Source organism: Streptomyces sp. H27-C3 (genome assembly GCF_030063415.1).
In the GTDB taxonomy this organism is placed as follows: domain Bacteria; phylum Actinomycetota; class Actinomycetes; order Streptomycetales; family Streptomycetaceae; genus Streptomyces.
This window is the reverse complement of sequence record NZ_JASITA010000010.1, coordinates 47,865-73,318: the sequence shown is the minus strand read 5'-3', so window position 1 is coordinate 73,318 and position 25,454 is coordinate 47,865. Positions and strand designations below refer to the sequence as shown.

At 70.5% G+C, this 25,454-nt stretch carries 33 protein-coding genes and 2 pseudogenes; 16 read left to right on the top strand and 19 right to left on the bottom strand.

Features of this window, described 5'->3' with window-relative positions; genetic code table 11:
• Positions 1–3 precede the first annotated feature (3 nt).
• The 3 genes from QMK30_RS12180 (at position 4) to QMK30_RS12170 (ending at position 1,791) form a co-directional block, all read left to right on the top strand.
• Positions 4–909: a ribokinase gene (locus QMK30_RS12180; RefSeq protein ID WP_283517564.1), complete on the top strand. Its 906-nt coding sequence runs from the start codon at positions 4–6 to the stop codon at positions 907–909.
• Positions 906–1,295 (top strand): D-ribose pyranase, encoded by a 390-nt coding sequence (gene rbsD, locus QMK30_RS12175; protein WP_283517563.1) that lies wholly within the window; start codon positions 906–908, stop codon positions 1,293–1,295. Before QMK30_RS12180 ends, rbsD begins: the two co-directional genes overlap by 4 nt.
• An 88-nt stretch (positions 1,296–1,383) precedes the next feature.
• A complete protein-coding gene (locus QMK30_RS12170; RefSeq protein ID WP_283517562.1) occupies positions 1,384–1,791 on the top strand; it encodes a CoA-binding protein in 408 nt (135 codons plus the stop codon).
• Positions 1,792–1,897: 106 nt separating this feature from the next.
• Here the strand turns inward: QMK30_RS12170 and QMK30_RS12165 are convergent, their stop codons facing one another.
• Together QMK30_RS12165 and QMK30_RS12160 are read right to left on the bottom strand one after the other, a co-directional pair.
• Positions 1,898–2,452: a YbaK/EbsC family protein gene (locus QMK30_RS12165; protein WP_283517561.1), complete on the bottom strand. Its 555-nt coding sequence runs from the start codon at positions 2,450–2,452 to the stop codon at positions 1,898–1,900.
• Between the two features lie 43 nt (positions 2,453–2,495).
• Entirely contained in the window at positions 2,496–3,068 is a 573-nt protein-coding gene (locus QMK30_RS12160) for a helix-turn-helix domain-containing protein (protein ID WP_283517560.1), read from the bottom strand.
• 93 nt (positions 3,069–3,161) lie between these two features.
• On the opposite strand from QMK30_RS12160, the gene QMK30_RS12155 reads away from it, so the two are divergent.
• Positions 3,162–4,028 carry an EamA family transporter gene (locus QMK30_RS12155; RefSeq protein WP_283517559.1) on the top strand — a complete coding sequence of 289 codons (867 nt, stop codon included), beginning with the start codon at positions 3,162–3,164 and terminating at the stop codon, positions 4,026–4,028.
• A gap of 98 nt (positions 4,029–4,126) precedes the next feature.
• On the opposite strand, the gene QMK30_RS12150 is transcribed toward QMK30_RS12155, so the two are convergent.
• Positions 4,127–4,873, bottom strand: a complete 747-nt coding sequence (locus tag QMK30_RS12150) for an acyltransferase (protein WP_283517558.1) — start codon at positions 4,871–4,873, stop codon at positions 4,127–4,129.
• Positions 4,874–5,006: 133 nt separating this feature from the next.
• Here QMK30_RS12150 and QMK30_RS12145 point away from each other — a divergent pair, with 133 nt between their 5' ends.
• A complete protein-coding gene (locus tag QMK30_RS12145; protein ID WP_283517557.1) occupies positions 5,007–5,537 on the top strand; it encodes a gamma carbonic anhydrase family protein in 531 nt (176 codons plus the stop codon).
• A gap of 6 nt (positions 5,538–5,543) precedes the next feature.
• On the opposite strand, the gene QMK30_RS12140 is transcribed toward QMK30_RS12145, so the two are convergent.
• The gene (locus QMK30_RS12140; protein WP_283517555.1) at positions 5,544–6,224 is read right to left on the bottom strand and encodes a DedA family protein; all 681 of its coding nucleotides are present in this window, start codon (positions 6,222–6,224) and stop codon (positions 5,544–5,546) included.
• 107 nt (positions 6,225–6,331) lie between these two features.
• The gene (locus QMK30_RS12135; protein WP_283517754.1) at positions 6,332–6,769 is read right to left on the bottom strand and encodes a DUF4442 domain-containing protein; all 438 of its coding nucleotides are present in this window, start codon (positions 6,767–6,769) and stop codon (positions 6,332–6,334) included.
• Between the two features lie 154 nt (positions 6,770–6,923).
• Between QMK30_RS12135 and QMK30_RS12130 the strand changes: the two genes are divergently transcribed.
• Positions 6,924–7,937 carry a DUF8017 domain-containing protein gene (locus QMK30_RS12130; protein ID WP_283517554.1) on the top strand — a complete coding sequence of 338 codons (1,014 nt, stop codon included), beginning with the start codon at positions 6,924–6,926 and terminating at the stop codon, positions 7,935–7,937.
• 22 nt (positions 7,938–7,959) lie between these two features.
• A pseudogene (locus tag QMK30_RS12125) lies at positions 7,960–8,560 on the top strand (hypothetical protein).
• Here QMK30_RS12125 and QMK30_RS12120 read toward each other — a convergent pair.
• The 4 genes from QMK30_RS12120 to QMK30_RS12105 all read right to left on the bottom strand — a co-directional run bounded on the left by QMK30_RS12120 (position 8,522) and on the right by QMK30_RS12105 (position 11,765).
• On the bottom strand, positions 8,522–9,367 hold the full coding sequence (locus QMK30_RS12120) for a spermidine synthase (protein WP_283517553.1): 846 nt from the start codon (positions 9,365–9,367) through the stop codon (positions 8,522–8,524). The pseudogene QMK30_RS12125 and the gene QMK30_RS12120 overlap by 39 nt on opposite strands.
• Positions 9,368–9,388: 21 nt before the next feature.
• Entirely contained in the window at positions 9,389–10,231 is an 843-nt protein-coding gene (locus tag QMK30_RS12115) for a patatin-like phospholipase family protein (RefSeq protein WP_283517552.1), read from the bottom strand.
• Between the two features lie 146 nt (positions 10,232–10,377).
• Complete coding sequence (gene tuf, locus QMK30_RS12110; RefSeq protein ID WP_283517550.1) at positions 10,378–11,550, bottom strand: elongation factor Tu; 1,173 nt, start codon at positions 11,548–11,550, stop codon at positions 10,378–10,380.
• 92 nt (positions 11,551–11,642) lie between these two features.
• Complete coding sequence (locus QMK30_RS12105) at positions 11,643–11,765, bottom strand: hypothetical protein (protein WP_283517548.1); 123 nt, start codon at positions 11,763–11,765, stop codon at positions 11,643–11,645.
• 273 nt (positions 11,766–12,038) lie between these two features.
• Here QMK30_RS12105 and QMK30_RS12100 point away from each other — a divergent pair, with 273 nt between their 5' ends.
• Together QMK30_RS12100 and QMK30_RS12095 are read left to right on the top strand one after the other, a co-directional pair.
• Complete coding sequence (locus QMK30_RS12100; protein WP_283517547.1) at positions 12,039–12,770, top strand: TVP38/TMEM64 family protein; 732 nt, start codon at positions 12,039–12,041, stop codon at positions 12,768–12,770.
• A 122-nt stretch (positions 12,771–12,892) separates the two neighbouring features.
• Positions 12,893–13,768: an undecaprenyl-diphosphate phosphatase gene (locus QMK30_RS12095; RefSeq protein ID WP_283517546.1), complete on the top strand. Its 876-nt coding sequence runs from the start codon at positions 12,893–12,895 to the stop codon at positions 13,766–13,768.
• A gap of 350 nt (positions 13,769–14,118) precedes the next feature.
• Here the strand turns inward: QMK30_RS12095 and QMK30_RS12090 are convergent, their stop codons facing one another.
• Positions 14,119–14,523 (bottom strand): type II toxin-antitoxin system PemK/MazF family toxin, encoded by a 405-nt coding sequence (locus QMK30_RS12090; protein WP_283517545.1) that lies wholly within the window; start codon positions 14,521–14,523, stop codon positions 14,119–14,121.
• Between the two features lie 166 nt (positions 14,524–14,689).
• Between QMK30_RS12090 and QMK30_RS12085 the strand changes: the two genes are divergently transcribed.
• On the top strand, positions 14,690–15,925 hold the full coding sequence (locus QMK30_RS12085) for an IS701 family transposase (protein WP_283517753.1): 1,236 nt from the start codon (positions 14,690–14,692) through the stop codon (positions 15,923–15,925).
• Positions 15,926–15,949: 24 nt separating this feature from the next.
• Here QMK30_RS12085 and QMK30_RS12080 read toward each other — a convergent pair whose 3' ends face one another.
• From QMK30_RS12080 to QMK30_RS12060, 5 genes are all read right to left on the bottom strand, one after another.
• The gene (locus tag QMK30_RS12080; RefSeq protein ID WP_283517543.1) at positions 15,950–16,093 is read right to left on the bottom strand and encodes a hypothetical protein; all 144 of its coding nucleotides are present in this window, start codon (positions 16,091–16,093) and stop codon (positions 15,950–15,952) included.
• Positions 16,090–16,521 (bottom strand): MazG-like family protein, encoded by a 432-nt coding sequence (locus QMK30_RS12075; protein ID WP_349362064.1) that lies wholly within the window; start codon positions 16,519–16,521, stop codon positions 16,090–16,092. The genes QMK30_RS12080 and QMK30_RS12075 overlap by 4 nt, the downstream gene beginning before the upstream one ends.
• Positions 16,522–16,553: 32 nt before the next feature.
• Positions 16,554–16,850, bottom strand: a complete 297-nt coding sequence (locus tag QMK30_RS12070; RefSeq protein WP_283517542.1) for a carbamoyltransferase N-terminal domain-containing protein — start codon at positions 16,848–16,850, stop codon at positions 16,554–16,556.
• 124 nt (positions 16,851–16,974) lie between these two features.
• Positions 16,975–17,097, bottom strand: a complete 123-nt coding sequence (locus tag QMK30_RS12065; RefSeq protein ID WP_283517540.1) for a hypothetical protein — start codon at positions 17,095–17,097, stop codon at positions 16,975–16,977.
• Positions 17,098–17,343: 246 nt separating this feature from the next.
• Positions 17,344–17,514 carry a DUF6042 family protein gene (locus tag QMK30_RS12060; RefSeq protein WP_171053193.1) on the bottom strand — a complete coding sequence of 57 codons (171 nt, stop codon included), beginning with the start codon at positions 17,512–17,514 and terminating at the stop codon, positions 17,344–17,346.
• Positions 17,515–17,804: 290 nt separating this feature from the next.
• Between QMK30_RS12060 and QMK30_RS12055 the strand changes: the two genes are divergently transcribed.
• Positions 17,805–18,197, top strand: coding sequence for a hypothetical protein (locus QMK30_RS12055; protein ID WP_266869216.1), 393 nt, complete (start codon positions 17,805–17,807; stop codon positions 18,195–18,197).
• Positions 18,198–18,202: 5 nt separating this feature from the next.
• Positions 18,203–18,505 (top strand): annotated as a pseudogene (locus tag QMK30_RS12050) (nucleotidyl transferase AbiEii/AbiGii toxin family protein); the annotation flags it as partial.
• 21 nt (positions 18,506–18,526) lie between these two features.
• Here QMK30_RS12050 and QMK30_RS12045 read toward each other — a convergent pair.
• Both QMK30_RS12045 and QMK30_RS12040 read right to left on the bottom strand, forming a co-directional pair.
• Positions 18,527–19,369 (bottom strand): NAD(P)-dependent oxidoreductase, encoded by an 843-nt coding sequence (locus QMK30_RS12045; RefSeq protein WP_283517539.1) that lies wholly within the window; start codon positions 19,367–19,369, stop codon positions 18,527–18,529.
• On the bottom strand, positions 19,366–20,733 hold the full coding sequence (locus QMK30_RS12040; protein ID WP_283517538.1) for an NsdA family TPR-like regulatory protein: 1,368 nt from the start codon (positions 20,731–20,733) through the stop codon (positions 19,366–19,368). Before QMK30_RS12040 ends, QMK30_RS12045 begins: the two co-directional genes overlap by 4 nt.
• A 265-nt stretch (positions 20,734–20,998) precedes the next feature.
• On the opposite strand from QMK30_RS12040, the gene QMK30_RS12035 reads away from it, so the two are divergent.
• From QMK30_RS12035 to QMK30_RS12025, 3 genes are all read left to right on the top strand, one after another.
• Positions 20,999–21,595, top strand: coding sequence for an ATP-binding protein (locus tag QMK30_RS12035; RefSeq protein WP_283517536.1), 597 nt, complete (start codon positions 20,999–21,001; stop codon positions 21,593–21,595).
• 152 nt (positions 21,596–21,747) lie between these two features.
• Complete coding sequence (locus tag QMK30_RS12030) at positions 21,748–22,182, top strand: NUDIX hydrolase (protein WP_283517534.1); 435 nt, start codon at positions 21,748–21,750, stop codon at positions 22,180–22,182.
• 39 nt (positions 22,183–22,221) lie between these two features.
• A complete protein-coding gene (locus tag QMK30_RS12025; protein WP_283517533.1) occupies positions 22,222–22,488 on the top strand; it encodes a hypothetical protein in 267 nt (88 codons plus the stop codon).
• A gap of 11 nt (positions 22,489–22,499) precedes the next feature.
• Here QMK30_RS12025 and QMK30_RS12020 read toward each other — a convergent pair whose 3' ends face one another.
• Both QMK30_RS12020 and QMK30_RS12015 read right to left on the bottom strand, forming a co-directional pair.
• A complete protein-coding gene (locus QMK30_RS12020) occupies positions 22,500–23,567 on the bottom strand; it encodes a tyrosine-type recombinase/integrase (protein WP_283517532.1) in 1,068 nt (355 codons plus the stop codon).
• A 284-nt stretch (positions 23,568–23,851) separates the two neighbouring features.
• Positions 23,852–24,238, bottom strand: a complete 387-nt coding sequence (locus QMK30_RS12015; protein WP_267720470.1) for a VOC family protein — start codon at positions 24,236–24,238, stop codon at positions 23,852–23,854.
• 63 nt (positions 24,239–24,301) lie between these two features.
• On the opposite strand from QMK30_RS12015, the gene QMK30_RS12010 reads away from it, so the two are divergent.
• Entirely contained in the window at positions 24,302–25,267 is a 966-nt protein-coding gene (locus QMK30_RS12010) for a helix-turn-helix transcriptional regulator (RefSeq protein WP_267844156.1), read from the top strand.
• Positions 25,268–25,454: the final 187 nt, after the last annotated feature.

Below are 25,454 nucleotides of genomic sequence, written 5' to 3'. Positions count from 1 at the left end.
CGCATGCAGCACTACGACCTGCTGGTCGTAGGGTCGGCCAATGCCGACCTGGTGATCGGCGTCGAGCGCCGCCCCGCGCCCGGTGAGACCGTGCTCGGCTCCGACCTGGCCGTCCACCCGGGAGGCAAGGGAGCCAACCAGGCGGTCGCCGCCGCCCGGCTCGGCGCCCGTACGGCCCTGCTGGCCAGGGTCGGCGACGATGCCCACGGGCGGCTACTGCTGGAGTCCCAGCGCGCGGCCGGGGTGGACACCGGTGGCGTCCTCGTCGGCGGCGCGCCCACCGGGGTCGCGCTGATCACGGTGGACCCCTCGGGCGACAACAGCATCGTGGTCTCCCCCGGCGCGAACGCCCGGCTGACCCCCGAGGACGTCCGGGCCGCCCGGGATCTGCTCGGCGCCGCCCGGGTGGTGTCGGTGCAGCTGGAGATCCCTCTGGAGACCGTGGCCGAGGTGGTGCGTACGCTGCCGGCGGGCACCCGGCTCGTGCTCAATCCCTCGCCGCCCGCGCCGCTCCCGGCGCAGGTGCTCGCCGCCTGCGACCCGCTGGTCGTCAATGAGCACGAGGCCCGGTTCCTCCTCGGCGAGACTGCGGGACAGGATCCGGAGGGCTGGGCGTGCGGGCTGCTCCGTCTCGGACCGCGGTCGGTGGTGATCACCCTGGGCGCGGCGGGCGCGCTCGTCGCCGACGGCAGCGCGGACACCTGTGTACGAGTCCCGAGTCCGCGGGTCGACGCCGTGGACACCACTGGAGCGGGTGATGCCTTCACCGCCGCTCTGGGCTGGCGGCTCAGCCTCGGCGACGATCTCACGACGGCCGCCGGGTTCGCCGTCAGGGTCGGCGCCGCCGCCGTCACCGCGAAGGGCGCGCAGCAGTCCTTCCCGACGGCCGAGGAGGTCTGCGCCCCGTGAAGAAGTCCGGCATTCTCAACCGTCATCTGGCCGGAGCGCTGGCCGAGTTGGGCCATGGCGACGGGGTCCTGGTCTGCGATGTGGGCATGCCGATACCGGCGGGCCCGCGCGTCGTCGACCTGGCCTTCAGAGCGGGCACCCCCTCGTTCGCGGAGGTGCTCGACGGGCTGCTGGCCGAGCTGGTGGTGGAGGGCGCGACGGCCGCGCGCGAGGTGCGGGAGGCCAATCCGACGGCGGCGCGGCTGCTCGACGTCCGCCTCCCGGGCCTGGAGCTGGTCCCGCACGAGAAGCTCAAGGCGCTGTCCGCCGGTGCCCGGCTCGTGGTGCGGACGGGCGAGGCCCGGCCCTACGCGAACGTCCTGCTGCGCTGCGGGGTGTTCTCCTAGCGAACATCGGGAGCGGCGGGCGGCGGGAATCGTCGGCCGCCGCCGTTCGTTGGAACGCGCGAGTACCCCGACCTGCTGGAGGCAGCACATGTATGGCGACCCGGCGACGATCCGCAGGATCCTGACGGAACTCGGCGACACCTGGGCGGTGGTGGGCCTGTCAGGCAACCAGTCGCGGGCGGCGTACGGCGTCGCCGATGTGCTGCGGCGTTTCGGCAAGCGCGTCGTGCCCGTGCACCCCAAGGCCGAGACGGTCCACGGGGAGCGGGGCTACGCCTCGCTGGCGGACATCCCCTTCGACGTCGATGTGGTGGATGTCTTCGTCAACAGTGAGCTCGCGGGCGCTGTCGCCGACGAGGCGGCGGCGATCGGCGCGAAGGCCGTCTGGTTCCAGCTCGGCGTGATCGACGAGGCGGCGTACGAACGGACCCGTGCGGCGGGCCTCGACATGGTCATGGACCGCTGCCCCGCGATCGAGATCCCGCGGCTCGGCTGATCCAGCGCCTCGGCCGCTCGGATCCCGAGGCCGCGTCGGATCCCGAGGCCACCTCGGATCCCGAGATCGACTCGGACCCGCGGCCGGCTCTTGCCCCGATACCGCCTCAGACCCCGAGGCCGTCCAGCACCACGGCGCCCGGCAGGCCCGCGAAGGCCTTGCCGGGCACGATGAGCTTGCCCCGGCGGCTGCCGCTGCCGATCAGGACCCAGTCGGCGTCGACGACCGCGGCGTCCACGAGCAGCGGCCAGTCGGCGGGCAGGCCGATCGGGGTGATACCGCCGTACTCCATGCCGGACTCCCCGACAGCGGCGTCCCTCGGTGCGAACGACGCCTTGCGTGTGCCCAGCTGCCCCCGGACCACGCCGTTGACATCGACACGGGTGCTGGAGAGGACCACACAGGCGGCCAGTGTGCTCTCGCCGCCCCGCTTGCCGACGACGACCACGCAGTTGGCCGAGGCGTCGAGCAGCTCCGCGCCGTAGTGCTCGACGAAGACCGCGGTGTCGGCGATCTCCGGGTCGGTGTCGACGTAGATCAGCTGCTCGGCCGGTACGTCGCCGCGCCACGCGCGCACGGCGTCCGCCACCGGCGCGACAAGCAGCTCCAGGCAGTCGGGGGCGGGCCGGGCGTCGTCGAAGTCACCGATGGGAGCGCGCACGCGGGCACGCTAACAGCCGCCGCGGTCGGCCGTGTCGGCTGTCTCAGCGGGCGGGCGGAATGGACACGGCCATCACCATCTCGACCGTCTCGGAGCCGTCGTTGCGGTAGGCGTGCGGGACATTCGCCTCGAAGGTCGCGGACGCCCCGGCCGCGACGGTGTGCGGCTCGCCGTCCACCAGGAGGGTGAGCTCGCCCGCGCTGACGTGGAGCAGCTCGGTGGTGCCCTCCGGGTGCGGGTCCGATGTGCTGGCCTCGCCGGGCATCAGCCGCCAGGACCACAGTTCGAGCGGGCCGCGGGCCTCGGTTCCGACGAGCAGCTTGGTGTGACTGCCCGCCTCCGTGGACCACATGCGTACCGCCTGCTCCTGGGGTACGACCCTGACCTGTGGCCCCTGCTCGAAGTCGAGCAGGGTGGTGATGCTGATGCCCAGCGCGTCGGCGAGCTTCACCGTGGTGCCCACGCTCGGGTTCGTACGGGCCTGCTCGATCTGGATGATCATGCCGCGGCTGACACCGGCGCGAGCGGCCAGCGCGTCGAGGGTGAAGCCGCGATCGCCGCGCCAGCGCTTGAGGTTGCGAGCGAGCGACTGCGTGAGCTGGTCGAGGTCCGACACATTCCGTCCAATATTTTGAATGACAGGGTGCATCACGGTGAACTATGGTCCGCTGTACTGGATCGTTCACCACACTGTACTGCGAGGCCTGTCATGACCGCACTGTTCGCCCTGGCCACCAGCCTGCTGTGGGGGTTGGCCGACTTCGGCGGCGGGCTGCTCACCCGGCGTACCCCCGCCCTGACGGTGGTCGTCGCGTCTCAGTCGATCGCCGTAGTGGTGCTCGGCGCGATCGTCGTGGCCACCGGAGCGTGGAGCGAGACGGGACCGCAGCTTTGGTTCGCGGTCGCCGCGGGCGCGGTCGGGCCGGTCGCGATGCTCAGCTTCTACAAGGCCCTCGCGCTGGGCCCGATGGGCGTGGTCTCGCCGATCGGATCACTGGGCGTCGCGGTGCCGGTGACCGTCGGGCTCGTCCTCGGCGAGCGCCCCGGCCTGCTGCAGTTCGCCGGGATCGCGGTGGCCGTGGCCGGCGTGGTGCTGGCGAGCGGGCCGCAGCTGCGCGGGGCGCCGCTGCAGCGGCAGGCGATCGTGCTGACGCTGATCGCCGCGGTCGGCTTCGGCGCGGTGCTGGCGCTGATCGCCGAGGCGTCCACCACGCTCGTCGGGCTCTTCCTCGCGCTGTTCGTGCAGCGCGTGACCAATGTGGCCGTCGGCGGCGCGGCGCTCTACGTGTCGGTGAAGCGCGGCTCGCCCGCGCTGCCCGAGGGAGCCGGGATACGGGCGCTCTGGTCCTCGCTGCCGGCGCTGGCCTTCGTCGGTCTGGCCGATGTGGCGGCGAACGGTACGTACTCCATCGCCGCGCAGAACGGTCCGGTGACCGTGGCCGCGGCCCTCGCCAACCTCTACCCGGTGGTCACTGCGGTCGCGGCGGTCGCGATCCTCAAGGAACGGTTGCGCGGGGTGCAGGCGGCGGGGGCGGGAATCGCCCTGGTGGGCTCGGTGCTGCTGGCGGCGGGATGAGCAACGGGCCCTGCCCGTAAGGCGATTGACGACCGGGGGCCGAAGACCGGGGGCCGGAGCTGAGCACCCGCGGGCCAGAGGCCTGGGCGGGGTCCCGCCTACTCCACCGTCTCCGGGGCCGGCTCCGCCAGCGCCAGCAGCTGCTCCGGGGTGACGCCCTCCGGGATCGGCACCGGCGCGGGCGTCCGCAGCGGCGGCTGCCACCCCTTCTCCGCATCCCAGCTCCGCACCACCCGCGCGGGCGCCCCCGCCACCACCGCGTGGTCGGGCACCTCTCCCCGCACGACCGCGCCCGCCGCGACCACCACGTTGCGGCCCAGCCGTGCGCCCGGCAGGATCACCGCGCCGGTGCCGATCCAGCAGCCGGGGCCGATCTCCACCGGGTCCATGCGCGGCCACTGCTTGCCCACGGGCATGCCGGGGTCGTCGTAACTGTGGTTGGTGGACGTGACGTAGGTGTTCGGGCCGAAGTACACGTCGTCGCCGATGGAGATCCGGGTGTCGGCGATGACGTGGCTGCCGCGGCCGAGCACCACACCGTTGCCGAGGGTCAGGATCGGGGCGGGGCCGAGGTCGAGACCCGGCATCATCCCGGCCGTCAGGGTGACCTGCTCAGCGATGATGCAGTGGTCGCCGAGGTGGATCCATTCCTCCCCGAACACCGTGCCCTGCGGGAACGCGAGCTTCGTGCCGAAGCCGATCGCCCCGAAGCGCAGCGGTCCTGGGCGCTCCGCGCTGACCGCTCCGGCCTCCCGCAGCCACTGCCACCCGGCGTGCACGGCGCGCGTCACCAGACGGCGACGCCAGGCAGTCAGCGATGAGAACGTGTTTCTGTCCTTCGGCACGCGCACACGGTAGTCGGCCGGGCCGATCGGGGCGGGCGAGCCGGCCTGTGATCTTCGCCCCACTGGGGCGCCGCGCTCCGCACCGCCCCTTACGGTGCCGTTGAGCGCTCAGGCAAGGCACAGGGAGACGGTCATGACACAACAGGCACTCATCGCGGGCGTGGGCGGCAAGAAGCCGGAGATCGATCCCAGCGCCTTCGCCGCACCGACCTCCGTCGTGATGGGCGAGGTCACGATCCACGCAGGCGCCAGCGTCTGGTACCAGACCGTGCTGCGCGCGGACTGCGGTCCGATCGTCCTCGGCGCCGACACCAACATCCAGGACAACTGCACGGTGCACGTCGACCCCGGCTTCCCGGTCACGGTGGGCGAGCGGGTCTCCGTCGGGCACAACGCCGTCCTGCACGGCTGCACCGTCGAGGACGACGTACTGATCGGCATGGGCGCCACGGTCCTCAATGGGGCCCACATCGGTGCCGGATCGCTGGTCGCGGCGCAGGCGCTCGTGCCTCAGGGCATGCGAGTGCCCCCGGGCTCCCTGGTGGCCGGAGTACCCGCGAAGGTGCGGCGGGAGCTGACCGATGAGGAGCGCGAGGGCATCAAGCTGAACGCCGCGGTGTACCTGGACCTGGCCAAGGCACACCGCGAGGCGCACGCCGGGTAGGGGCCGTTATTCGGCGGCCGCGGCGACCTTCTCGGACGCGGGCGAGGCATCCGCCCCGTCCGCCCCCTCGGCCTCCGCCTGCGCGGCGGCCTTCTTCGCGCGGTTCTTGAGGACGAGCATCGAGACGACACCGAACAGCACCGCGAACAGCAGCCCGAGCCACGAGAAGCGCTTGAGCCACGCCTCGGCGACGATGCCCACCGAGTAGATGACGGCCGTGGTGCCGCCCGCCCACAGGATGCCGCCGAGGACATTGGCGACGAGGAACTTCCAGTACGGCATGTGCAGCACGCCGGCCAGCGGTCCCGCGAAGATCCGCAGCAGCGCGACGAAGCGGCCGAAGAAGACCGCCCACATGCCCCACTTCTCGAACGACCGCTCCGCCATGGCGATGTTCTGCTCGCCGAAATGCTTGGGGAACTTCCGGTCGAGCCACGCGAGCAGTGGTCGGCCGCCCCTGCGCCCGATCGCGTAACCGATCGAGTCACCGATGATGGCGCCCGCCGACGCGCACGCGCCGAGGACGTACGGATCGATGTCGCCGTGCTGGGAGGCGAGCAGCGCCGAGCTGACGAGGACGATCTCGCCCGGCAGCGGAATGCCCAGACTCTCCAGCCCGATGACCACCCCCACCAGGAGGTAAATGCTGACCGCGGGAACGGTCTCGAGCCACTCCTGGATGTGCAACGCCGGTTCCTAACGTCGAGTAGAACTGCCCGCCGTGCGCCCCCGTGGCGCACGGCGGGCAGCCTACCCGCTCCCCCCGACCGGGCACGACCGGCCGTGACGCGACGTCAGGCGTTGGGGCGCAGGGTCCAGACCACGGTCATCTCGCCCGTCACGGCGCCGTCCTCGCGCTGGATGGAAATGTGTACGGGGAACTCGGGACGCTGTCCGGCATCGAGCTCCGCGACCACGTCGGACACCGGGCGGCCCAGCGTCGCGGTGGCCGTCACCACACCCATGGCGAGCTTCTTGTAGCCGATCTCCGCCGTGACGGCGAGCGGCACGGCACGCGACAGCTGGTCCCCGAAGGCCGCGATGACGATCGCGCCGCTCGCCGACTCGGCCAGCGTGAACATCGCTCCGGCATGCGGGCCGCCCACATGGTTGTGGTAGTCGGCCTGGTCCGGCAGCCGTACGACGGCACGCTCCGGGGTGGTCTCCAGGAACTCGAGGTTAAGGGTGCGGGCCATGGGGACGGTCGCGACGAGCATCTCGCCGACGGACATCTGATCTGCGCTCATGAGAGCGATGTTACCCACGAGTAGGCAAGTTGACCATCCCCGGTCCGCCCCCGTCGGTCCCCCACGTCGGCCCCTGCGCACGCCCCTGTGAGGGGGCGCACGTGACGACTGTTACGCGGCCCCTCTATCGTTACCCGGCATGTGGCCAGGACAGCAGCCGCCCGGGGGCGAGCAGAACCCGCAGGACCCGAACCAGAACCCGTACCAGCAGCCGAATCCCTATCAGCAGCCGGGCTATCAGCAGCCCAATCCGTACCAGCAGCAGCCCGCCCAGTACGGCGGCCCCATGCCACCAGGTGGCCCTCAGCCGCCCGAAGGCAACCGGAAGAAGACCACGGTCATCGCGATCGTCGCGGCCACCGCGGTCGTCGCCGCGGCCGTGATCACCGGCGTCGTGGTGATGGGCAAGGACGACGAGGGTGGCAAGAAGACCACCCAGGCGTCGGACGGCAAGGATAAGAAGAAGACGTCTCCGTCGGCCGAGCAGCCCGCACCGTCCGAGGAGCCCGCCGCGCCCTCTTCCCCCGCGGAGAATCCGCGCGGTGGCTCCGCCAAGGAGGCCAAGCCGTCGATTCCCGGCTGGAAGGCCGTCACCAACCCGAAGTACGGAACCCTCTTCGACGTACCGCCGGAGTGGGAGGTGGACATGCCCGGCATGACCATAGGCTTCACGGACGACAAGGACCCGATGGCCAAGCCGCTGATCTCGATGTCGGCGCCCGCGTACTACAAGAGCAAGTGGTGCACCGAGGACTCCGACAAGGACGGCGACTCGGAGGACAACAGGCTCGCCGCGGCCGGCACCCGAGGGGCGAACGGCGCGTCGAACGCCGGGGTCGAGGCCCAGAACGTGGCCGGTTGGTGGGTTTTCAGCCCTTACGACCAGAAGAAGACCGGCAAGGTGAAGGTCCAGAAGGCCAAGCCGTTCACCACCACGTCCGGGCTCAAGGGCAACTACTCCACCGCCACGGTCACGGGCGTCGCCAAGAAGAACAAGTGCAGCAGCGACGGCAAGTCGATCGCCTTCGCCTTCAAGAACGCCGCAGGCGACTTCGCCGTGTGGAACCTGTACACCGCCAAGGGCGTACCGGACGAGCTGCCGGACGCGACGATCCAGAAGATCCTCGCGACCGTCCGGCTGCCCGGCGCCTGAGCGATCGGGCCGTTCAACCGGTTTGGCAACAGGGGGCGGCGGCAGCGACGGTCCGGAAGCGACATCCGCTGCCGCCGCCCCCCGACACGTCCGCCGCCCCGCCTGGGCCGGCCGCAACTACACGCTGCTGACCGCCGCCGCCGTCGTGACCAACCTGGGCAGCCACGGCGCGCTGATCGCGGCGGCGTTCGCGGTTCTGCAGACGGGTGGCGACGGCGGCGACGTGGGGCTGGTGGCCGCCGCCCCGCACCCTGCCGCTCGTCCTGTTCCTGCTCATCCGCGGCGTCGCGATCGAGGTCTTCGGCGTCTCCTGGATGACCGCGCTGCACCAGGAGATCCCCGAGGAGAAGTTCTCGCGGGTGTCCGCCTACGACTGGTTCGGTTCGGTCTCGATGCGGCCCCTGGCCACCGCGGTCGCGGCCCCCGTGGAGAGCCTGATCGGGCGCGAGGAGGCGCTGTGGGGGGCGCGGGGCTGGTCGCCCTGGCCACCGGGGCGGTGCTGCTCGTGCCCGACGTACGCAATCTGACCCCGCCGCGCCCGCGAGGTGACGAAGGCCGAAGGGCCGACTGCGGACGAGCCCGGTTCAGCCGATACTGAAGGCCCCGTCGGGCGGCTCGGGTGACTCCACCGCGTCCTCGTCCCGCACCACCCGCGCGTCACCGGTGAGGCGCCGCAGCGCCGGGCCGTGCTCCACGCGCGCGGGGAAGACGTCGGCGGCGGTGCGGCGGGCGAGGCCCGCCAGGTCGAGCGGTTCGTGCGAGGCGAGCAGCACCACGTTGCCGAAGCGTCTGCCGCGCAGCACACCGGGCTCGGCGATCAGCGCGCTCTGCGCGAAGACCGCGGCGAAGGTGGCCAGTTGGGAGCGGAGGAAGGCGAAGGGCGCGCCGTCGGCCAGGTTGGCGGCGTAGATCCCGGCGGGGCGCAGGACGCGCTCGGCCAGCCGCGCGTACTCGACGGAGGTGAGGTGCGCGGGCACCCGTGAGCCGCCGAACACGTCCGCGATCAGTACGTCGGCGCGATCGGCCGGGGCGCTGTCGAGCCACTGGCGCGCGTCGGCGCCGTGCACCCGTATCCCCGATCCGTCCGGCACCGGCAGGTGCTCGGCGACGAGCGCGAGCAGCCCCCGGTCCGCCTCCACCACGTCCTGGCGGGAGCCCGGCCTGGTCACGGCCGTGTAGCGGGGCAGCGAGAACCCGCCGCCGCCCAGGTGCAGTACGTCGAGGGGGTCGCCTTCGGGCGCCGCGCAGTCGACGACATGGGCGAGCCGGCGCGCGTACTCGAATTCCAAGTGGGTCGGCTCGTCCAGATCGACATACGACTGGGGCGCACCGTCGACGGTGAGGAGCCAGGCCCGCTCCCGGTCCACGTCCGGCATCAGCTTGGCGGTGCCCCAGTCCACGTCCCGGATCACGGGTATCGGCTCGTCCACCCGACCATTGTGCGCCGCCGGTCACCCGCCCCAGACCGCGGCGACGGCGGCGGCGTGTGCGGCGGCCTGGGCGAGGCCCGCTCGGGCGGCCGCCGCCCGGCGTGCGGGGTCCAGCGTGTTGTGTCCGAAGGCCTTTCTCGCGGCGGCGTCCGGCGATATGACCTCGACGCGCGCCCCGTCCGCGGCGAGCAGCGCCGCCTGGGCGCGCGGGGTGAGGATCGCCCTGGCGCCGGACGCGATCGGCGCGATCACGACGACGCGCCGGTATCCGGCGGCGAGGTGGGCGTTGGCCGGGGAGTGCACCGCCCCGTCGATCCACTTGCGCCCCCCGATGGTGACGGGCGGCCAGACGCCGGGAACCGCGCAGCTCGCGGCCACCGCGTCCACGACCGGGACACCACTGTCCTTGTCGAAGATCCGCAGCGCGCCGGTGAGCGCGTCCACGGCGCTGATGCGCAGGGAACGCTCCGGCCAGTCGTGGGAGACGAGCCTGCGGGCGATCACCGCGCGCCGCTCCGCCTCGTCCGGGGTGTCGGCGTCGAGCGCGAACCGCCCCAGCTTCTCGCCGTACGCCTCGGGGGTGCGGGAGGTCAGCATCGCCCGTGCGAAACGCAGGAATGTACCGGCTCCGATGTGCCCGGGCATCTCACCCGCCGGGTCGGCGAGCTGGCGCTCGTACAGCTCGGGGAGAGTGAGCCGCCCCGAGGTGAGCTGGGCACCGAGAATCGAGCCTGCGGACGAACCCACGACCACATCTGCGGTGGACAGGTCCACACCCGCCTCGGCGAGACCGTGCACGATGCCCGCCTCCCAGCCGATGCCGGTGAGCCCTCCGCCGCCGAGTACCAGTGCCGTGTCCGTCATACGAGCAGTCTCGCGCACGGCCCTGCGCCCGTCTTCCCAGGGGTACTTGGGGAGACGGGCGCAGGGTCTCGGGGCGGCTCGCGTCGCCCGTGGCCCGTGGCCCGTGGCCCGTGGCCCGTGGCCCGTGGCCCGTGGCCCGTGGCCCGTCAGTCGAGCAGCGCCGTCACCGTGCCGGCCCCGACCGTGCGTCCGCCTTCGCGGATCGCGAAGCCGAGCCCCGGCTCCAGCGGCGTGTCGCGGCCCAGCTCGACGGTCAGGGTGACCGTGTCGCCGGGTCGCGCGACGGCCGCGTCACCGAGGTCGATGTCGCCGACGACGTCCGCGGTGCGGATGTAGAACTGCGGCCGGTAGCCGGTCGCGACAGGCGTCGTACGGCCGCCCTCCCGCGCCGACAGGACGTACACCTGCGCGGTGAAGCGCCGGCTGGGCGTGACGCTGCCCGGCTCCGCCACCACGTGCCCGCGGCGGACCGCGTCGCGCGGGATGCCGCGCAGCAGCAGGGCGACATTGTCACCGGCCTCGGCGGAGTCCATCGGCTTGCCGAAGGTCTCCAGGCCGGTGACGACCGTCTCGGTGTCCGCCCCGAGCACCTCCACCCGGTCGCCGACGCGTACGGCGCCGCGCTCCACCGCGCCGGTGACGACGGTGCCGCGCCCGGTGATGGTGAGGACGTTCTCGACGGGCATGAGGAACGGCGCGTCGACGTAGCGCACTGGCATCGGTACGTAGGTGTCCACCGCGTCCAGCAGCGCCTCGATCGCGGCGCTCCAGCGCGGGTCGCCCTCCAGCGCCCTGAGCCCGGAGACCCTGACGACGGGCACGGAGTCTCCTCCGTAGCCGTGCGCCGAGAGCAGTTCGCGGACCTCCAGCTCGATCAGGTCGATCAGCTCGTCGTCACCGGCGTCGGCCTTGTTGAGGGCGACGATGATGTGGTTCACACCGACCTGGCGGGCGAGCAGGACGTGCTCGGCGGTCTGCGGCATGATCCCGTCTAGCGCGGACACGACGAGGATCGCCCCGTCGAGCTGCGCGGCGCCGGTGACCATGTTCTTGACGTAGTCGGCGTGGCCCGGCATGTCGACGTGCGCGTAGTGGCGGGTGTCGGTCTCGTACTCGACGTGCGCGATGTTGATGGTGATGCCGCGCAGCGCCTCCTCGGGGGCCCGGTCGATGCGGTCGAAGGGCACGAAGGTGCCGCTCCCGCGCTCGCTCAGGACCTTGGTGATGGCGGCGGTCAGGGTGGTCTTGCCGTGGTCGACGTGGCCCATGGTGCCGATGTTCAGGTGCGGCTTGGTGCGCACGTATGCCGTCTTGGGCATGGTGATCTTCCTCGGAAGGTCGAAGCGTGATAGGGACCCCTGGGCCTCGCCGACCCTCCCCCTGTGGGGTCCGCCGGACGATCCGGGAAGGGTCAGCTTCGGGCGCCGTCGAGCGACGCTGCGGCAGCGGCGACTGCGGCCGCTGCGGGGAATGCGGCAGCCTTCGGCGCGTCCGCGACTGCGGACCTCGCTGCGAGGAAGGCGTACCTGTTCATAGCGCCGATCATGGCCTACCCAAGGGGGCGCGTCGAATGATTTTCGCTGCGCGGCAAGGAAGTTGCCCGCCTCCCGGCACGAAGCCGCTCGCCGCAGGCGGGCCGGGGCTGTGGCGCACCGGGGCTCGTGCGTCACGTGTCACATCGGTCGCCGGGGGATACCGGAGTGTTCGCTGCTCGGGCGGGGTACGGGCGTTTCGCCTGTCCGGTCCTGCGGTGGCCGTGCGACGCACATTACGGCGATCACATCCCCTTGTCGGTTACGCTCCCCCGATGCTCGACCCCGTTACACGGCCTGCCGGTTTCACTCTTCGCTGCACCAGGGTGCTGCTCTCCCCCTGGTCGCGGCTCTCACTTCTCGTGGTGGTGCTCGCAGCGGCCGCCACGACAGTGCTGACCTTCGAGCCGCAGCAGCTGCTCAGAGCCGGCTGGCCACCACAGCTGAGCGGTGGCGTGGCCGTCGTGCTGTTCGGAGTCGCGTACGGGCTCTGCACGGCCGCGTTCGTACCGCGCCCGCTCCTCAATCTCGCGGCGGGCGCCCTGTTCGGCACGCAGGCCGGGCTCGCCTCCGCCGTCGCGGGCACGGTGCTGGGCGCCGGGATCGCCTTCGGGCTCGGCCGGGTGCTGGGCCAGGACGCGCTGCGGCCCCTGCTGCGCGGGCGGGCCCTGCTGGCGGCGGACGGTCAGCTGAGCCGGCACGGATTCCGCACGATGCTGGCCATCAGACTCTTCCCCGGGGTGCCGTTCGCCGCCGCCAACTACTGTGCGGCCGTATCCCGCATGGGCTGGCTGCCATTCCTGCTGGCGACGGGGCTCGGCTCCATCCCGAACACGGCGGCGTACGTCGTCGCGGGCAGCAGCGCCGCCTCCCCGACGTCGCCGACCTTCCTGATCGCGATGGGGTTCATCGCGCTGACGGGCCTCGGCGCGCTGGTGGTCGCCTGGCGCAAGCGTCACCATCTGCGCGACGGCGAGGCGCACTCGGGACAGCGTTCCGGTGCGTAAGAGGGGGGCCTTCCCGCAGCGGCGAAGGTCGCGAACGATACGCTGCCCGGAACTGACCTGACTGCACCGCACGCTGCACCTGCATGCCGCTGCACAATCACATCCGGGACGGCACAAGCCCCATGAGTTGGTTCGAATCGTTCATCCTCGGACTCGTCCAGGGGCTCACCGAGTTTCTGCCGATCTCGTCGAGCGCCCATCTGCGGCTCACGGCGGCCTTCGCCGGCTGGCACGATCCGGGCGCGGCCTTCACCGCGATCACCCAGATCGGCACCGAGGCGGCCGTTCTCATCTACTTCCGCAAGGACATCGCCCGGATCATCTCCGCGTGGTCCCGCTCGCTCACCGACCGGTCGATGCGGGGTGACCACGATGCCCAGATGGGCTGGCTCGTCATCATCGGCTCGATCCCCATCGGCGTACTCGGCGTCACGTTCAAGGACCAGATCGAGGGCCCGTTCCGCGATCTGCGCCTGATCGCCACCACCCTGATCGTCATGGGCATCGTCCTCGGCATCGCCGACCGGCTCGCGGCCCGCGACGAGAGCGGCGGCAAGCACCGCGCGATCAAGCAGCGCAAGACACTCAAGGAACTGAGCGTCAAGGACGGGCTGATCTTCGGGTTCTGCCAGGCGATGGCGCTGATCCCCGGTGTCTCCCGGTCGGGCGCGACCATCAGTGGTGGACTCCTGATGGGCTACACCCGCGAAGCGGCGGCCCGCTATTCCTTCCTCCTCGCCATCCCTGCGGTCCTGGCATCCGGGGTCTTCGAGCTGAAGGACGCGAGCGAGGGCGGCCATGTGTCCTGGGCGCCGACGATCTTCGCGACGATCATTGCTTTTTTCGTCGGTTACGCGGTTATCGCCTGGTTCATGAAGTTCATTACCACAAAGTCCTTCATGCCGTTCGTGATCTACCGGATCATCCTCGGCATCCTGCTGTTCGTGCTGGTGGGAGCCGGTGTGCTCAGCCCACACGCGGGCGAATCCGGCGGCTGAACCAGGGCCGCACAGGTAGCGCTATCTAGCATTCCCTAGCGCCTGATTGCAGCCCCCCGCCATGATCATCTCCCACTTGTCTCCCACTCATCTCCCACCGGGGAGGCGGGATACGCCCCACTAGGACGTGTGCGTCCGCAAAGTAGGGGATGACGCGGAAGGGCCCGCACTGCCGTGCGGGCCCTTCCGTACAGAGGGTGGAGCGGGTCAGCTGAGGCTCATGTCCGGCCTAGTACTCCAGCCGTAGTTCGTGATCTCGATGGTGAAGGGTGCCGAGGAGACAGGTGGCCAGCGTTGATCGTCTGGACGAGATCGGCCACGCCATCGGGAGGTGTCGGTTCCTTCCCCGCCTACCCGAGGCCGCCGAGACGGAGGGCGTCCCTTATCTCGCTGAGCTTCGCGGTTGTCGCCGGGGTCCGCTCCTTCGCCTGTCCGCTGAGACGGAGGGCATCCTCAATCTCGCTGAGTTTCGGGGAGGACAGGACGCCTGCCCGCTCGATCAGGTCGTCCCGGGACACGGTGGTTAGCCACGTGCAAGGGGTAAAGCCTGGACGCGCGAGGGCGAACCGCAGCACGCCTTCGAAAGGCAGTCCTTCCATGGCGCCAACTCGCACTTCGACGCCCAGACCGCTGATGTCGACGCCCGCCGGAGCGACGACCTGCATCGCCCGGATCCCGGACGCGTCGTCTACCGACAGCAGTACGACCAGCCGCCGCTCGTCGAACTCGACCCACCAGACTTCGCCACGTTGCACATGTCCTCCTGACACAGGACGGCAGGCAAACGCTGCGCGACCCTGACACGCTGTGGAGACGGGTGCGGCCACCGTTGATCATCGGCGTGTGAAGACAAACGATCATGTGGTGGCCGCAGGTCACAGCGTAGACCCTGCCCGCTGGCAGGAGGCTTTCGAGGGCCTGATGAGCCGGATCGCAGGCCGGTTCACGCGGGTCGAACCCCGGCGTCGGGTCCGGCAATTGGTACTCGGCCTGCTGTCGGACCTGCCGCGCAAGAACTGCTGGACCATCGCCGAGTGGGCCGGAGAGAGGACCCCGGACGGCATGCAGCACCTGCTCGGGCGGGCCAAGTCGGACGCCGACCAGGTCCGCGACGACGTGCGTGGCTACGTGGTGGAGCACCTGCACGACGGCCAGGCGGTTCTGGTAGTCGACGAGACCGGCGACGTGAAGAAGGGCAACGGCACGGTCGGCGTGCAGCGGCAGTACACCGGCACCGCGGGCAGGATCGAGAACGCCCAGGTTGCTGTCTACCTGGTCTACGCGGGACGACGCGGACACGCCGCGGTGGACCGGGAACTGTACGTTCCTCGCTCCTGGACCTCCGACTCCGACCGCTGCCGGGCCGCCGGGCTCGGCGAGGAGACAGGGTTCGCGACCAAGCCGGAGTTGGCCGCTCGCATGGTCGCCCGGTTCCTGGACGCCGGCCACCGGGCCGCCTGGGTTGCGGGGGACGAGGTCTACGGCGGCAACCCGACGCTGCGAACCACGCTGGAGGAACGCGGCACCGGCTACGTCCTCGCGGTGGCCTGCTCGCACGAAGTCACCACAGGCGCCGGGAAGTTCCGCGCGGACGCCCTGGCCAAGAAGGTGCCCAAGCGGGCCTGGCAGAAGCTGTCCGCAGGGGCCGGAGCCAAGGGCCACCGCTTCTACGACTGGGTCGTCATCGACCTCGTCGACTCCCGGCCCGGGAATCGCCAGTTGCTCATCCGCCGCAACCGCAGCACCGGCGAACTCGCGTACTACCGCTGCTACTCGCCCGTACCGGTGCCGCTGACCACCCTGGTGCGAGTTGCTGGATCAAGGCGGCGGGTGGAGGAGTTCTTCCAGTCCGGCAAGGGCCTGGCCGCCCTGGACGAGCACCAGGTCCGCCGCTACCCGTCCTGGTCCCGCTGGGTCACCCTGGTCATGCTCGCCCACGCCTTCCTGGCCGTCGTCCGCGCGGACGAACACGCCCGCCACCCCGCACCCGAAGCCCTCATACCGCTCACCTGCAACGAGATCCAACGACTGTTCGTCACGCTCGTCGTCCAACCCGTCCACGACGCCGTCCACCGGCTCGGCTGGTCCGACTGGCGACGCCGCCACCAGGCCCGATCCCAGGCCAGCCACTACCGACGCCAAGCCACTCAGGCATGAAGATCACGATCTACGGCTGGAGTACTAGGCCGCGACCCTCGCCACGAGGAAACGCAGCCGCTCATCCACCGTGTCCCAGGCATCGCCGGTGAGGTCGTCCAGCGCGGCGGCGGCCGTGAGGATGAGCCGACCGAGGCGTGCCTCCACGTCCTCCCACGTGTGCGTCACTCGGCTGCCTCACCGTGCGGACCCGTGCCCAGTGCCCCGTACACAGCGACGGCGATTCCCCCCATGTCCCCGTTGATCGCGAGGACCTGGAGGAGCCGGATGTCCCCGGCCGCCGTGATCTTCTCCTCCACGCGGCCCTGGAGCTGCTGCTCCACCACGGTCGCGCCATCCCCGCTCACGGTGTCCAGGGCGACCATGGCCGTCACGATGACGTCCGCGAGTTCCTTCGCCACGTCCCCCCAGTCGTGGGACGCACCCTTGCGCGGGTTGGCGCCGAGCGCCCCGTGAAGGGCCTCCGCGACCTCCCCCAGTTCCTCAGAAATCTTGAGCACGCGCAGGAGCCGCGCGTCCTGCACCGACGTCGGGGCCGCGTCCGCGTCGAGCCACTTCCGCAGCCGCGTCACGTAGTCCCAGGTGTCAACCTTCATGCTGTCCTCCTCGGGTGGATTCTGCAGCAGGGTCAGAACAGCGCCGGCGCCGCGGCGTCCGCCGCGGCCGGGTCGGTCACGTCCAGCGGCGCCCCGGCGTTGAGCGCCAGGGCGACCGTCAGGGCAGAGTGGTCGGTGAGCCGGTCCTCGTCGGTCCGCGGCTCGTGCACGTACCGGCAGTCGGCCAGGCACCCAGCGAGGGGGCCGGAGACGTGGGCGAGGGTGGCGGAGACGCCGTCGCCGGAGCCGTCGACCACCAGGACGGCGGCCTCGTCGAAGCCGCTGGGGTGGAAGGCGGAGGCGGCGTGCGCGAGGTGGTGCTCGACCACGGTGACCTGCCGGGGCCGGTGGTGGCCGAACAGGGCGGGGGCGAGGAGTTCGGCGATCAGCTCGGCGTCCGTGCAGATGTTGCTCGGCGTAGGCCAGGCCGGGTTGAAGGCGATGGCGATCTCGTCAACGTCGGCCAGGGGTGATGCCGGCCTCGGACAGGCAGTAGTCCGCGGCCACCGCGCAGGACCGGGAGTCCTTGTGGTGCTTGCGGCGGGAGAAGCGCTCCTCCTCGGCGAAGGCGACCACCTTCCCGTCGATGACCAGGCAGGCGGAGGGGTGGAAGCAAAGGGGGAGGAGGGGGCGGCGGTACGGGCCGATTCGGCTGGTGCCCGTCGTCCCCGATCGGCGGCCGGTGTTTCCCCTCCACGATCCTTGCCACAGCAGCCTCCTCAAGGCCTGGGTTCTCCACTGCAGAAGCGGAGGCCCGCGATGCACGAGGGCGCACATGCGCCTGTACGCCTGCTGCATACAACCCAGCGACTGGGTCGCTCGTCAGCCTTCGAGCGGGCGGCCCTGTGCTGCCCGCAGGCGGGCCAGACCGGAGATCCGCGTGCGAGCAAGTGGCAGTTCGTCTTCGGGGGTCGGGAGCGTGACGGGCATGGACCACACACCGCTGGTCTGGGAGGCGATGCCGAGCGCGACCATCACCTCGGCGAGTCCCATGCCGTGGCCGGGACAGGGAGCCCGGCCACGGTGAGTACGTCGGTGCAGCCGGCCTCCTTCCCGGCAACCAAGGCGCGGATCTGGGCCTTGGTTGCCGTCCCGCGCAGCGGTAATCGCGGAGCCAACTCAGCCCTCTACCGCATTGCCCTCGTCCGCATGTCCAGAGACGCCGCCCCAACGAGTTTGCCGCGGCGGCGGACCGTTCCGACTTTCCTGCCGGTGGATGTCGGCCGGTGATCGGCCGCGTCCAGCTGCTCGGCGAGCGGGAAGCTGCCGCCATAATGGGAGGCATGCCCTCCAGCCCGCACCACCCCGCACCCGCGTCGAAGAACCTCTCGGGCACGGACGCCGAGGACCTCGCACTGTACCGGGAGAAGTTCCGGTGCCGTCTGCCGGAGTCGCTAGACGAGTTGCACGGCCCGACCCAGGGGGTCGTCGAGCTGCCGCTGCACATGGCCTGGTCCGGGATGACCTCGTACGACCTGGGCAAGCCGCGCCAGCGCATGGGCCTGTACCGCACTGTCTTGCATGAGGGCCTGCACGACGACCTGCCCCGCTACCTCAACCAGGACCTGCTCCTCCAGCTGTGGCCGGTGCTGCGCACTCTCGTCGGCCGCACCGTGCGCACCGTGTGGGAGGACGCCTTCGCTCAGCTCGCCTCCCGCACCCAGGCAGCCGCGTGACGGACATGCCGGAGCTGCACGCGCGGCTCCTGGCGGATGTGATCGCCCTCGGCTCCCCGTATCCCCTGGTCCTCACTGGCGGGTATGCCGTGCGGGCGCACCGCCTCGTGAACCGCCCCAGCCAGGACCTCGATGTCGCCACCGAGAACCCGGCGCCCATGGCCGACATCGCGGCCACGCTCCGCGCCGGCCTGGAAGCCCGCGGCTGGAAGGTGCACGCGCTGGAGACCGCCCCGCTGTCCGCCCGCTTCACCGTGACCGACCCGGCCACCGGGCAGGACTGCGAGGTCGACATCCTCAAGGAGATCTTGTCTTGAGGCGGCTGCCACTCAGCGAGCAGGCTGTTCCCGCAAATGGGAGAAGACCTCTGCGACCGACAGGTCGTAGTGGTCCTTGTCTCCTTCCCAGCGGGCCATGACCGCGACCGCCGCTTCGGCCATATCCGCAGGCAACCTGGCGGCGCGGAGCGTTTCGGCGATGTCCTCCATCTCCGGAGCCCAGCGCCAGGCGCGTGCGGCCACGCTGGGCAGATATCCAGGGTCGGAGAGGATGTTGGACGCCATCACCTGCGCCTCGGCCGTGAGCTCGTTGCCGACGCCATGAGCGTCGGCCAGCGCGTGGGCCACGCCGGCGAGGGTTCGGGCGGCCTTCTGGTAGCTGGCGAACGCCATCTTCAGCGCGGAGGCTGATCCGACGCTGCCGCTCGCGCGGCGGACGTGCAATGCGGTGTCCTTGAACACGGGCTGGACCGTGTCCACTGCCTGGGCTTCGCCGGCGAGGTAGAGGCGAGCAGCCCGCTGGCCACCGGGCGGCGGGCCGAAGATCGCACCGTCGAGCACCATGGCGCCCGGCCTGATCTCCTCCGCGATTCGCTGCATTCGCTGAGGGTTGATCGCGTTGGCGTCCACGTACACCCCTGCGAAGGCGTGGCCGGCGACCGTGGTCGCCACGTCTTCGGCGGCCTGCGGAGGACAGATCGACAGGACGATCTCACTCCGTTCCAGCGCCTCGTCGAGCGAGTCACACGCCGTGGCGCCGACTTCCTTCGCGCGTCGGTGGGTCGCGTCGCTGCGGCCTTTCGGCACCCACAGCACCTCGTGGCCTGCCTTGACGGCCTGGGCGGCGACGGCCGCGCCCATGGCGCCGGGGTGCAAGAGGGTCACGGTCGTCACTGGCTGCCTCCTGGCGGGAGCTGAGCGGGCATGCGTTCCTGATGAGCAATGATCACCTCACGAAGGCCGATCGCGGCAGGTGATCCGGCCCCGGGGTGCAGTGCGAGCTGACGGCTGAAGTGGCCGATCCGGCGGTCTACGCTCTCGGTGCGGCGCCGGGCGCTGACCCCGAGGACGGCGTGGATCTGTGTCGCGGCCCCGTCGATGTCTCCTCGGCCCAGCCGAGCCATGGCCAGGTCCATGCGGGCCAGGGACATCTCGCCGAGTCTCTGCTGCTCCGGCAGCGCAGACTGGAACATCTCCACAGCCTCGTCGGCGCGAGCCTCGGCAGCGCTGAGGTGTTGGGTGCCTGCCAGCCACAGGTGCGTGCTGCTGGAGTAGAAGAGTTGCTTCTCGACGGGGAAGGCCATCATCCCGCCTGGCAGTTCGTCACCTTCGACGAGACGTTCACGCAAGCGGTCGGCGGCACTCAGGGAGGCCAGGGCATCGCTGCCCCGGTTGAGCTGGCCGTAGGCGCGTGCCTTGATGCTCTCCAGCCGGATCTGCGCCGTGCCGGATTCGGGGGTGAACGCGCTTGCGGAGTCGGCGAGGCGTACGGCATCTACCGGACGCCCGTCCCAGTACGCGATGAGTGCCTGGAGGCCGCGCACCCAGGAGCGCAGTCCGTTGTGGCCGGCGAGCTCGCCGAACAGGAAGGCGGTGCGTGCCTGTGTCTCGGCCGCGTCGTAGCGGCCCAGGTCGAAGCTGGCATTGGCCAATACGCCACAGAGGACGCCAGCGCCCACGTAGAGGTCGGAGGTGTACCGCGGTGGCTGACGTCCTTCGAGGAGTTCGAAGGCGCGGTCGCGCAGGGCACGTACCTCGCGGAACAGGGGCCCGACGGGCCGGTTGGGGTACGTAATGACGAGGCGGCGGATGTCAGCTTCCAGCTGCTCCAGCGTGTGCGGTCCCACGTTGCTGCTCTCTGCCCTGGCCGCGAACTGCGCCGACTCATTCGCCGCCGCCATGACCACGTCTTCAAGGCCGTACTCGGATGGATCCACTGCGTTGCGGTCGTCAGCCGCCGGGTGGTGCGGCGAGGCCGTCGGCTTGGGCTCCGCAGGCCCGAGGAGTCGGGCGGCCGGGATGCCCGGGAACATGAACTCGAGGACGCGGCGGGCGACGGTCTGCGGGGTCCGGACCTCGCCGTGCGCGTACCGGAAGAACTGCCGCTTCTCGATCGTCGCGGTAGCGATCGAGGGTGGCCCCTCCAGCTCGGCTAACTGCTTGGCCGCCTGCTCGTAGCGCCGCTTGAAGACCTGGTAGTCCTGCCAGCCCCGCTGGTTGATCAGGGTCTGGAAGAGGGTCGGTCCTGATGGCTCCACAGCCGCTCCCTCATGCCGGGGTCCTTATCCGGTCTCCACGCTAGACATCAACAGCCGTCGATCGCAGATCTGTTGTCCAGAAATTCCAGGCGGACAGCGAATAGACATCGGTTAGGCACGAAAGGGCTGCGTTCGGCGTTGCTCAGGGCCTCGTTCAGGCGGGAGCCGCCGGGAACACTTCGTCTTCGCCCCGGCAAGACAGCGGCCCTGCGAGGCCGAGTATCCGCCGTGGTTACGCAAGTCAGGCAGCCCAGGAGGCCCGCTCATGGCAGCGCACCACCAGCTCGCGTTCACTGTCACTCACTCGCCAGCCGCCGCCCAGGAGGCACGACACCGCGTCGTCGCCGGCATCCGTTCCTGGGGCATACGGCTCGACGAGGAGGCACTGGACGGAATCGAGCTGGCGGCCGGCGAGCTGATCACCAACGCCGTGCGCCACACCAGGTCGGGGCCTGTCACCGTCAGCGTCTACCAGGAGGGGCCGGTGCTCGTGGTCGAGGTGCACGACGTCGCAAAGGTCCTGCCGCGGCCCGAGCCCTTGAGCGAGTGCGCCGAGTCCGGGCGCGGTCTGCATCTTGTATCAGTGATCGCTGACCGCCACGGTGCCGATCTGACGGCGACGGGCAAGCGCTGCTGGGCGGAGTTCAATCTGCCCAGCAGCGTGGGTGATCGAAGGGCGGATCAGGGCAGCCGTCGCGATCGGCCTCTCCCGTCTGGCCATGCCCGCGAAATGGCTGATCGGGCGGCAACGAGGGTTCGCGTACCGGCAGCGGGCTCGCCATCGCACACCCGAACGAGGGCCGGGCGTCGGACCGTATCTCGAGCCGCGAGCAGGCCCGTTGCTGGCCGGCTCATCGACTGAATAGCGCTGATTCGAAGCCAAGTTGGGGGCCTAGACTCGTGGGCTTCCCTACGGCACCGACCGGTCACAGTCGGCCCGGGAATAAGCAGTCCCCGAGCCTCTCCCCGGCCGGGCCCACGAATCAGCATCTGTACCAAGTGGAGGATTTCGCTATGCCCGAGAAGGTCACGAAGGAAAAGGTCCTCGTCTACGTCGTGCGCGACGGGCGCCTGCTGGTGTTCCGCCACACCGACTACTCCTACGAGGAGGTCGGCATCCAGGTCCCCGCGGGTAGCATCCGCCCCGGTGAGATCCCGGAGGCCGCTGCTCTGCGCGAGGCCCGCGAGGAGACTGGGCTGTCGGACTTCAAGATCGTCCGCAAGCTCGGCGAGACCGAGTACGACATCAGCCCGTACCGGTTCGAGATCCAGCACCGGCACGCCTTCCACCTGGAGCTCACCGAGCCGACCCCGGAGCGGTGGATGAGCCAGGAGGACCACGACGGCGAGCAGGAGCCGACTCACTTCGAGTGCTTCTGGATCCCGCTGGAGGCCGCGCACATTCTCCAGTCCGGCCAGGGCGCCCTGCTGGGGCGTTTGTCCGACTAGCCAGCCATCCGGTCACGGCAGCACAGGAGGGGGCAGCCGATGAACCTCAGCACAGAACAGCGCCAACCGATCGACGGGCTCTACCGAAGCCTGAACGCCGATGACACCGGCACCGCGGTGTCGGTCATCGTCAAGACGCGCGGCGAGACGTGCGACATCGACTGCCTCTACTGCTACGAGAAACGCAAGGAGGCGCCTGGGGGTGCAAGGGTCAGCGCCGACCAGATCAGGCGCCTGGCCAGCGTCTTCAAGGGGTGTGACCGAGATACGGGCCAAAGGGGCAACGGGATGATCTTGAAGCCTTGATGCGCTCGGACTCACTTGTGACGGCGGGCGGCAGGGTCCCGCTCGGCGACGTGCCGGGCGACCGAGTCGACGCCGGGGCGGGCGTACCGCTCCAGGGAGCGCACGGAGGCGTGGCGGGAGCGGGCCAGCAGCATCGGGGTGGATGTGCCACCCTCGGCGTCGTGTGTCAGGGCACTGTGCCGGAGCCGGTGAAGTGTCCAGCCGTCCAGGTCCTCGATGTCCTCGGGTGAGGCGAGCGGGTTGGCCAGCAGCCGGGTGTTCTCCTCGAAGATCTCCTCAGCCCGGCGGTAGGAGAGCCGGGCCCGGCTGGTCTCCGGGCACACGTCGAGCGTCGGCGTTCCGGCCGGGGCTTTGCGGTCGGTGAGGAACAGCGGGCCGCGAGTGCGGCGGGCGATCAGACGTGGCAGCAGCTGGGCGGTCCCGGACTGCCAGTGAATCCACTCCGTCGCCCCGCCCTTGGCGGTGATCCTGCCGCGCTTGTCCTGCGGGTACAGGTCTTCCACGTTCAGGCACAGCAGCTCATCAGCCCGTGCGGCGGACTCGTAGAGCATCTTCCACTGCGCCTTCTCCCGGAGCCCGACGTCCAGCCGCCACAGGGCGGCGATCTGGTTCTCCGCCAGGGCCTTGGTGCGGTCCGGCGGCGCCGGCCGCCGCTCGATCCCGATCGTCGGATCGCATTCGATCCAGCCCTGGCGCTGCCACCAGCCGATCGCCTTGCGCGCGATGGACAGCTCCCGGTTGACGGTGTCGGCGTCCATCGCCTCCGCCCGCGCCGCCGCCAGCTCGGCCAGGACCTCCGGCAGCGCCGGGTCGTCGATCGCGGCGACGGGGAAGACGGGCGGCTTCGCGCCCCGGCGGGCAGGTCCGGTCGGCGCCGCCTCGCCGGTGAGCATCCACCCCCACGTCGTCAGCGAGATCCGGTAGATCCGCGCGGAGGACTTCGCGATGCCCGCACCCGTCAAGTACCGGTCGACCGCCGCGGTGTACGACGCGGGAGGGGCGGACATGGGCACGATGCGGGCGCGCGGCAGCCGCAACGCGCCCCCGTTCCCGATCTCGGTCACTGGTTCGATCGACATGACCGCCCCACCTCTCTAGAGCTGTCGCAGTAAATGCGTACACCTCGTCCCGGCAGCCGGAACGGCCAGCCGCAGGTCGCGATGATCACGGTAGGGGCTCCGTCGCGGTAAATCCGGCATTTACTGCGGCGGCAAGCTGCGTCGGAGCCACGGACCGCTGACCAGGGGTTCCTACTCGCTATGCCTGTTCCGGTCGCACTCCCGCCGCCCTCCTACTGAGGACAACGACGAGTTCGCCATCTTGCGTGGGCGCGCGGCCGTGGTCGTCGGCCGACCGCTGACGCTCAGTCCTGCGTGGAGATGCAGAAGGGGTGGCCTGCGGGGTCCAGCAGGACCCTCCTCTGATCGGGGTGCGGTTGGACAGGGGGTTCCATGGCGCCCAGTGCCAGCATCCGTGCGTGGGCGGCGTCCAGATCGTCGACGCCCAGTTCCATGTGAGCCTGCTTGCCCTGGGACGGGTCCGGCCAGGTCGGACGCCGGTAGTCGGCCACCCGGATGAAGCCCAGTCCAGGTGAACCCTCCCGACCGAGCAGGATGAAGTCGTCGCTGGAGTAGACGACGGGCAAGCCGAGCGCGTCGCCGTAGAAGCGGGCCAGCTCGGCGGGGTCTGGGCAATCGAAGTCGACGGACAGCAAGCGGATTGCGGGTCCGGATGTGGGTTCGGTACTCATGGGGAGGACGCTATGACGGAACCAGGACAGTTCCGGTCCTGGTCATGGGGAACACTTCGGGATGTGATCAGCACCTCCGCCCGCCTGCTGCGATTGGTCTCGCTGCTGTCCACTCGACCGACGTGGACCTGCCGCGAGCTGGCCGAGCGAATGGCGGTCACCGACCGCACGGTCCGGCGGGACATCGCCCGGCTGAGGGAACTCGGCTACGGCATCGAGTCCGACCCCGGACCCTGGGGCGGCTACCGCCTCGGCGGTGGCACCCGAGTGCCACCGCTGATCCTCGACGACGAGGAGGCGCTTGCCGTGGCCATCGCGCTGCGAGAGGCCGCGCTCAGCGGCGTCCTGGGCAGCGACCAGGCCGCGCTGTCGGCGCTCTTGAAACTACGGCAGGTCCTACCGCCCCGGATCGCGGACCGGCTGGGGGAGATGGACGCTACCTTCGTACACACTCCCAGGCCCGAGGGACGTCAGATCTCGCCCGGCGTGCTGCTGGAACTGGCCGCCGCCTGCCGTCGTGGCGAGCGCACCCGTCTTTCGTACCGCGACCATGCGGGGAAGGCCACTGTTCGGGACATCGACCCCTACCGCCTGGTACACACAGGCCGCCGCTGGTACTTCGTCGCCCGGGACGTGGCCCGGGACCAGTGGCGGACATTCCGGGCCGACCGGGTGGTACAGGTCCAGCCGACCGGACATACCGTCGAACTCGTCGACCCGCCCGACCCGGCGCTCCTCGTCTCTCGATCCATCGCGGGCGTCGTGTACCCGCTCTATGTCACAGTCCGGCTAGCGCACCCCATGGACCAGGCGCTACGGCTGGTCCCGCCCACGATCGGCACCCATCACCCGGACGGCCCCGATGCCACCATCGTCGAAATCGGCGGCAACGACGCCGACCAGCTCGCCACATACCTCCTCAGCCTGGGCACCACGCTACGGATCCTGTCACCGGACCACGTACGGGAGGCGCTGCTGCGCCGTACCCGAGACCTGTTCGAGGACAACGGGGGCGGTCAGCCCCGGTAGCGGGCGTTGCGCCGGGTACGAGACCTCAGCCGCAACTGGTGTCAGAGGGTCGCTCAGCTCCTTCGGACGGATGTGATCAGCGGGTGCCTTCAGGACCGGCCCGGACGGCGGGTCCGCGATGGCCAACCTACAGAAGTCCTGGGTAGCAGATGCAGCGGTGAGGATCTGCGCCGGTGCGCTCACCGGC